General features: G+C 71.7%; 5 protein-coding genes. 3 read left to right on the forward strand and 2 right to left on the reverse strand.

All coding sequences use genetic code 11. From position 1 onward, the window contains the following. The coding region (locus NON22_RS18000) for a serine/threonine-protein kinase (RefSeq protein ID WP_257388330.1) at positions 1–2666 on the forward strand (2666 nt) is incomplete at its 5' end. Positions 2667–2693: 27 nt separating this feature from the next. Here the strand turns inward: NON22_RS18000 and NON22_RS18005 are convergent. Next, complete coding sequence (locus NON22_RS18005; RefSeq protein WP_257388331.1) at positions 2694–3317, reverse strand: hypothetical protein; 624 nt, start codon at positions 3315–3317, stop codon at positions 2694–2696. A 268-nt stretch (positions 3318–3585) separates the two neighbouring features. Between NON22_RS18005 and NON22_RS18010 the strand changes: the two genes are divergently transcribed. Then, complete coding sequence (locus tag NON22_RS18010; protein ID WP_257388332.1) at positions 3586–4941, forward strand: hypothetical protein; 1356 nt, start codon at positions 3586–3588, stop codon at positions 4939–4941. A gap of 40 nt (positions 4942–4981) precedes the next feature. On the opposite strand, the gene NON22_RS18015 is transcribed toward NON22_RS18010, so the two are convergent. Further along, a complete protein-coding gene (locus NON22_RS18015) occupies positions 4982–6346 on the reverse strand; it encodes a glutamate--cysteine ligase (RefSeq protein WP_257388333.1) in 1365 nt (454 codons plus the stop codon). A gap of 312 nt (positions 6347–6658) precedes the next feature. On the opposite strand from NON22_RS18015, the gene NON22_RS18020 reads away from it, so the two are divergent. Further along, the coding region (locus NON22_RS18020) for an ABC transporter substrate-binding protein (RefSeq protein WP_257388334.1) at positions 6659–7007 on the forward strand (349 nt) is incomplete at its 3' end.

Below are 7007 nucleotides of genomic sequence, written 5' to 3' on the forward strand. Positions count from 1 at the left end.
CCTGCGGCGACGACGCCGGGCTGCTCGCCGAGGCGCTCGCGCTGCTCGCGCACGAGGACGCACTGCCCGAGCGGCTGCCCCCGGCGGCGCTCGGCATCCTCGCCGCCGCGGACGAGGACGACTGGCGCGGCCGCCGCATAGGCCTGTTCGTGCTCGACGCGTTGGTCGGCAGCGGCGGCTCGAGCAGCGTCTATCGCGCGCGCCGTGTCACCGATTTCGAGCAGGTCGTCGCGCTGAAGCTGCTGCGCCACCACGACCGCAACAGCCTGCGCCGCTTCGAGCGCGAGCGCGCGATCCTCGCGCAGCTCAATCATCCGCACATCGCGCGGCTGTTCGACGCCGGCATCGCCGACGACGGCACGCCGTATCTCGTGCTCGAATACGTCGAGGGCCGCACCTGGCAGCGCTGGCTCGCCGAGACGGCACCGGACCTGCGCCGGCGCATCAGCCAGTTCCTGCTGGTCTGCGACGCGGTCGAGCATGCACACCGCCATCTGCTCGTGCACCGCGACCTCAAGCCGGCCAACATCCTCGTCGACGCCGACGGCATGCCGCGGCTGCTCGACTTCGGCGTCGCCGCGCTGCTGCAGCAGCACGACTCCACCGTCACGCGCGAAGGCGCCGCGGCGATGACGCCGGCCTACGCGGCGCCGGAGCAGCTGCGCGGCGAGGCGGTGACGACGGCGACCGACGTCTACGCGCTGGGCCTCGTGCTCTACGAAACCCTGACCGGCCGCCATCCGTTCCGCAAATCCGGCGACAGCGAGCGCGAGCTGCTGCAGGCCATCGCGACACGCGATGCGACGCGGCCGAGCCAGCAGGTCGACGCGACGTCGCCGCTGCGCGCGGCCGACCTGCGCGGCGATCTCGACAACATCGTGCTCACGGCGATCGAGCGCGAACCGGCGCGGCGCTACCGCTCGGTGCGCGAGCTCGCCGACGATCTGCGCGCCTGGCTGGCCGGCCGGCCGGTGTCGGCGCGGCCGCAGACGTGGACCTACCTGACGCGCAAGTTCGTCGCGCGCCATCGCGCCGCGGTCGCGACCGCGGCGATCGCCGCGCTGGCGCTGTTCGCCACGAGCGCCGTCGCGCTGCGCCAGGCCCACGTCGCCGTGCAGGAACGCGAGCGGGCGCAGCAGCGCTTGGCCGAAGTGCGCCGCTTCGCGAACAGCCTGCTGTTCGACTACCACGAAGGCATACAGAAGCTGGCCGGTTCGCTGCCGATGCAGCAGCGCCTCGTGCGCGACGGCATCGGCTATCTCGAGCGCCTGCGCGCCGAGGCCGGCGACGACGCCGATCTCTGGCGCGAGATCGCGGCCGGCTATCTGAAGGTCGGCGACCTGCAGGGCAATCCCTACGGCGCCAACCTCGGCGACTTCGCCGGCGCGGCGCAGAGCTTCACGCTCGCCGAGGCCGCGCTGGCCCGCGCCGAGGCGCACGGCGAGAACGCCGCGACGCGGCTCTGGCGCGCGCGGCTGCTACTGCGCCGCGCGTACCTGCATTACCAGAACACCGAGCTCGATCCGGCGCGCGAGCGCACGCGCGAGGCAGTGGGCCTGTTCGACGCGCTGCATGCCGCGGCGCCCGGCGACAGCGAGGTCGCGATCGAATACAGCGATGCGCTCGACCTGTACAGCGAACTGCTCGGCCTGCGCGGCGACGACGGCAAGCCCGACGCGGACGGCGCGCGGCGCCACCAGCTCCATGCCGCCGAGCTGCGCCGCGCCGAACTCGCCAGGACGCCGGACGACAAGCGCGTGCGCTACGCGGTCTACAACAGCCTGCTGCGCGAAGGCGTCTATCGCGTCGACCGCAACGAGATGGAAGAAGCCGAGACGGCGCTGCTCGACGCGCTGCGGCTGATTCGCGAACTCGTCGCCGGCGATCCGAACGACACCTACCGGCAGCGCGAAGTCGGCGTCGTGCTCGCGCGGCTCGTGCAGGTGCAGGACGCGCTCGGCAAGCTCGACGCGTCGGTCGATTCGGCGCTGCAGGGAGTCGTGCTGATGGAAGGCATGCTCGCGCGCGACCCGGACAACGGCTCGATGCGCGAAGGCGTGACCTCGACCACCGGCTGGGCCGCGCGCCAGCTCGTCCGGGCCGGCCGCGCCGAGGAGGCGCTGCCGCTGGTCCGGCGCCAGATCGAGGTCAACGAGATGCGCCTGCGCGCCGCGCCGGACAATCCGGTGATCCGCTACGACCTGTCGCTGGCCTACCGGCGTCTCGGCGAGCAGCGCGCGGCGGTCGGCGACCCGGCCGGCGCGATCGAGGCGCACCGCAAGGCGCTGGGCATCCAGCAGGAGCTGGCCGCGCTGTCGGCGGACTACGCCGCCGGCGTCGCGCTGTCGCAATGGCATATCGGGCGCGCCGAACTCGACGCCGGCCGCGTCGCGGCCGCGCGCACCGCGCTGACCGACGCGAGCGAGCGCCTCGACGCGCTCGTGACGGCCAAGGCGATCGGTACCGGCTACGGCGAGGACCTCGCCGACGTCTACGTCAGCCTGGCCCAGTCCTGGAGCGCGGCGCCGTCCGAGCGCGAGCGCGCCGCCGAGGCCTACGGCCGCGCGGTCGCGATCTGGGACGGCTTCGAACGCGACGGCGCGCTGTCGCCGAAATCCGCCGGCAAGCGCGACCGTGCGCGCGCGGCAATGCGTCGTCTGCAGTGACCGGGACGCGGCCGCCGCGCGAAGCCATCAGAGCGTTATCGCCATCGTCACCGCGTTGTTGCTGCCGGCGATCGAGCCGTTCAGCGTGGCGCCGTAGCCGCTGCAGGCACTCGCCGGCACCGGCGGAATCGTGATGCCGTTGCCGCTCATCGTCGCGACGACCCCGTTCCAGGTGCCGGTCGCGCCGAGCACGATGGGGCCGAACACGCAGTCGCTGCCGAGCGATACCGGAATGCCGCTGACCGTCGCCGAGAAGAGCTGCAGGTAGACGCCGTCGAGCTGGACGCCGGCGACGTTGTTGGCCACGAGCGGGTTGTAGGTCGTGCCGCGATGCTGCAGCTGCAGGTTCAGGGTCACGAAGCCGAGGCCGTTGATGTTCGACTGCAAGGTCGACGCCGGGAAATAGAACCTGCCCGCATACACCGCCGGCGAAGCCTGCTGCGCGCCGTTGGCGTGGGAGCCGGCCGGAAACGGCATCGGAAAACCGTTGATGACGAACTCGCCGCTGACCGGCTGGCCTTCGATGCGGTGACGGAAGATCCGGTCGGGCAAGGCGCCGTCGACGGTATCGGTCTCGGCCTGCAGCGGCAGCACCGCGCACAGCAGCAGCGGCAGGAGCGCCCGGCGGGCGCGACAGCGATGAATGGTCATGAGCCTTTCCCCAAGGTAGTGGACGATGCGGACGCGCCGCCGCCGGCTGGCGGCGATCGCGTCCTGAACCGCACACGCCCGGAACGGCGGCGAAAACGCTCACGGGTCCGGCAATCGCGCCGGGGCTGCTGGTCATCGGAGTTTCCCGGCGCCGCCACGTCGGTCGCCTCGGATTTCACGGTTTTTCCCCGCACTGCGTACTGACTGGGCGCCGGCACGGAACCGGCGTCTTCGGGTCAAGCGAGGGAACACCATGTTCAGGAAAGTGATGGCGTTACTGCTGGCGGCCGCGGCGACGTTCGCGCAGCCGGCGGCGGCCAATCCCGACGGATCGGTGGACACGGGCTGGGGCGGTGTCGAGTTCGGCCGCGTCCGCGTCGCGTTCAACACCGGCGCGAACAACTACGACTATCCGATCGCCACGCGCGTGCTCGGCGACGGCCGGCTCGTCGTCGTCGGCATGGCCAGCGTGACCACGACGCAGCGCCAGATCGCCGTCGCCGTGCGCCGGCCCGACGGCAGCGCCGACACGTCGGTCGCGCCGGGCGGGCGCTACACCATACCGGTCACCGGCGTGCTGACGCCGGGGCATCCGGCGGCGATCGCCGCCGACGGCAGCTTCTATGTCATCGGCCTGGCGCCGAGCCAGCAGCAGCTGCGCATCTGGCATCACGCGCTCGACGGCACGCAACTCGCCGCACCGCTGGACGTCGGCCCGGCCGGCAGCACGGCTCCCGACTCGGCACTGCTCGACAGCGCCGGGCGGCTGCTGGTCGGCGGCCACGCGCGGCCGGCCGGCAGCGGCGCCGACAGCGCGAACGACGGCTTCGTCGTGCGCCTGGCCGGCGGCGCCGTCGACCCGGCGTTCGGCGGCTTCCGCAGCGTGCCGTTCGATCCGGGCCGGCGCGACGACGTCTTCGCGATGACGCAGGTCGGCGAGAACTACGCGCTCTGCGGCCGGGTCGGCGATCTCGCCGATTCGACCGGCCTCGGTTTCGGCATTGCGCTGGTCAGCCGCAGCGGCAGCCTGCTCGCCAGCTTCAACGGCAACGGCATGTACGTCGACCAGCTCGCGCTCAACGGCTCGGCGGCCGAGTCGGCCTGCAACAGCATCGCCGCGGTGCGCAGCGGCAGCGCGACGCGCCTGGTCATCACCGGCCGCGCCTACGTGCCGGCGCAGCCGGCGCGGGCATTCCTGCTCGCGGTCGGCCTCGACGGCCAGCTCATCGCCGGCACGCCGCGCATGATCGACTTCGGCCAGCCGACCACGTCGACCGGCGGCTTTCCGCAGCTGCTCGCGGCCGGCCGCGAGACCGAGCCGGACCGGCTGTACCTCATGAGCAGCGGCTATTACGACGCCGGCACTGCACGCATGCTCGCGGTCGCGCGCGTGGATTCGCTCGGCAACTACGACACCGGCTGGGGCGACGGCGCGACCGGCACGCGCATCACGATGAGCGCGCCGGCCATCGGCGGCAGCCCGCGCGACCTGACCGGCCTGCATCTGAGCCTCGGCCAGGGGCGGCTGCACGTCGGCGCCGCGATCAGCCTCGATGCGGGCGATTCGGATTTCGCGCTGATCCGGCTCAGCGGCGACCACCTGTTCGCCGACGGCTTCGACTGAGCCGAGGAACCGCGCCGCCGCCGCGACAGTCGTCGCGGCATCAATACGCGAATTCGCGAAACACCGGATCGACGCTGCCGCCCCAGGGACCATGGAATAGTTCGAGCTTGCGCTCGGCCGGCGTCTGGTTGGCCTCGGCGAATTCGATCAGCGGTTCGAGGAATACGGCTTCGCTGGCGCCGCCCGCGTTGAGCTGGTTGCGCCGGGCCAGGCCGTGCGCAGAGATCTTCAGCGCCTCGAGCGCGAGCTCGCGCACGGTCGCACCGCGGAACGGCAGCTTGAAGCCGCGGCGCGGCACGCCGTCGCGCAAGGCATGCCGCTCGGCCAGGCTGAAATCCTTGACGAGATCCCAGGCCGCATCGAGCGCCGCATCGTCGTAGAGCAGGCCGACCCAGAACGCCGGCAACGCGCAGAGCCGGTTCCACGGGCCGCCGTCGGCGCCGCGCATTTCCAGGTATTTCTTAAGGCGCACTTCGGGGAAGGCGGTCGTCATGTGGTCGGCCCAGTCCTTCAACGTCGGCACCGCGCCGGGCAGCTCGTCGAGGCGGCCTTCGAGGAAGCGGCGGAACGAGCGGCCCGCGAGATCGATGTAGCGGCCGTCGCGATAGCTGAAGTACATCGGCACGTCGAGCAGGTAGTCGACGTAGCGTTCATAGCCGAAGCCGTCTTCGAACACGAAATCGAGCATGCCCGTGCGGTCCGGATCGGTGTCGGTCCAGACGTTGGAGCGGAAGCTCAGGAAGCCGTTCGGCTTGCCCTCGGTGAACGGCGAATCGGCGAACAGCGCGGTCGCGACCGGCTGCAGCGCGAGCGAAACGCGGAACATCTTGGCCATCTGCGCTTCGGAGCCGAAGTCGAGATTGACCTGCACCGTGCAGGTGCGCGTCATCATGTCCAGGCCGAGGTTGCCGCGCGTGGGCATGTAGCGCTGCATGATCGCGTAGCGGCCCTTGGGCATCCACGGCATGTCGGCGCGCGCCCACTTGGGCTGGAAGCCCATGCCGAGGAAGCCGAGGCCGAGCTCGTCGGCGACGGTCTTGACCTCGCGCAGGTGCGTCGTGACTTCGCAGCAGGTCTCGTGCACGGTGTTGAGCGGCGCGCCCGAGAGCTCCAGCTGTCCGGCCGGCTCCAGGGTGATCGACGCGAGGCCGCGCGACAGCGCGATCAGATAACCGTTCTCGCGCACCGGCTCCCAGCCGAAGCGCTGCAGGCCTTCGAGCAATGCGCCGATGCCGCGCTCGCCTTCCCAGGTCGGCGGGCGCAGGTCGTCGAGACGGAAGCCGAACTTCTCGTGCTCGGTGCCGATGCGCCACTGCTCGCGCGGCCGCGCGCCGCCGGCGATGTACTCGACGAGCTCCTCGCGCCGCGTGATCGGAACTTCCTTGACCGCACTGGGACCGGACATACGAGGCTCGCTGGCTGAAGGGAACGGCGACGTTGGGGCGCCGGCGTCGATAAAAAGGGGGAGGCCCGCGAAGCCGGCCGCGGCGCGACGAAACGTGCGCGGCTTGCGCCGGATCGGCGAATCGCGGAAGACTCGCGCCGTTGCGAGCTTCCCCGCGAGCTCCGGCATCGAGGCTTCTACACCTTGCCGCCAATCCCCACAATCTTGCCAGCGCCGCACGGCAGCGGCGATTCGACCTTCGCCGCCGCGGGCCGCCGGCCGGACACGACCGCCCTCGCACGGTGCCGCGCCGCCATTCTGGGCGGACTGCTGGTGCCGTTGCTGCTGCCGGGCGGCGCGGCGGCGCGGGAGCTCGTGCGCGGCAACGGCCCCGAACCCTCGACCCTCGATCCACACCGCTGCCAGGAAGTCGCCTGCGGCAACATCCTGCGCGATCTTTACGAAGGCCTGGTGACGGAAGACGCGGCCGGCAACGTGGTGCCCGGCGCGGCCGAATCGTGGACGCGCTCCGACGACGGACTCCAGTGGGAATTCCGCCTGCGTGCGGATCTGCACTGGTCCAACGGCGAGCCGCTGGACGCGCCGCAGTTCGCCGCGAGCCTGCGCCGCGCGCTCGCGCCGCAGACCGCCGCGCCGATGGCCGCGCTGCTGCGGCCGATCG

It is taken from the genome of Tahibacter caeni, from assembly GCF_024609805.1.
Taxonomy (GTDB): domain Bacteria; phylum Pseudomonadota; class Gammaproteobacteria; order Xanthomonadales; family Rhodanobacteraceae; genus Tahibacter; species Tahibacter caeni.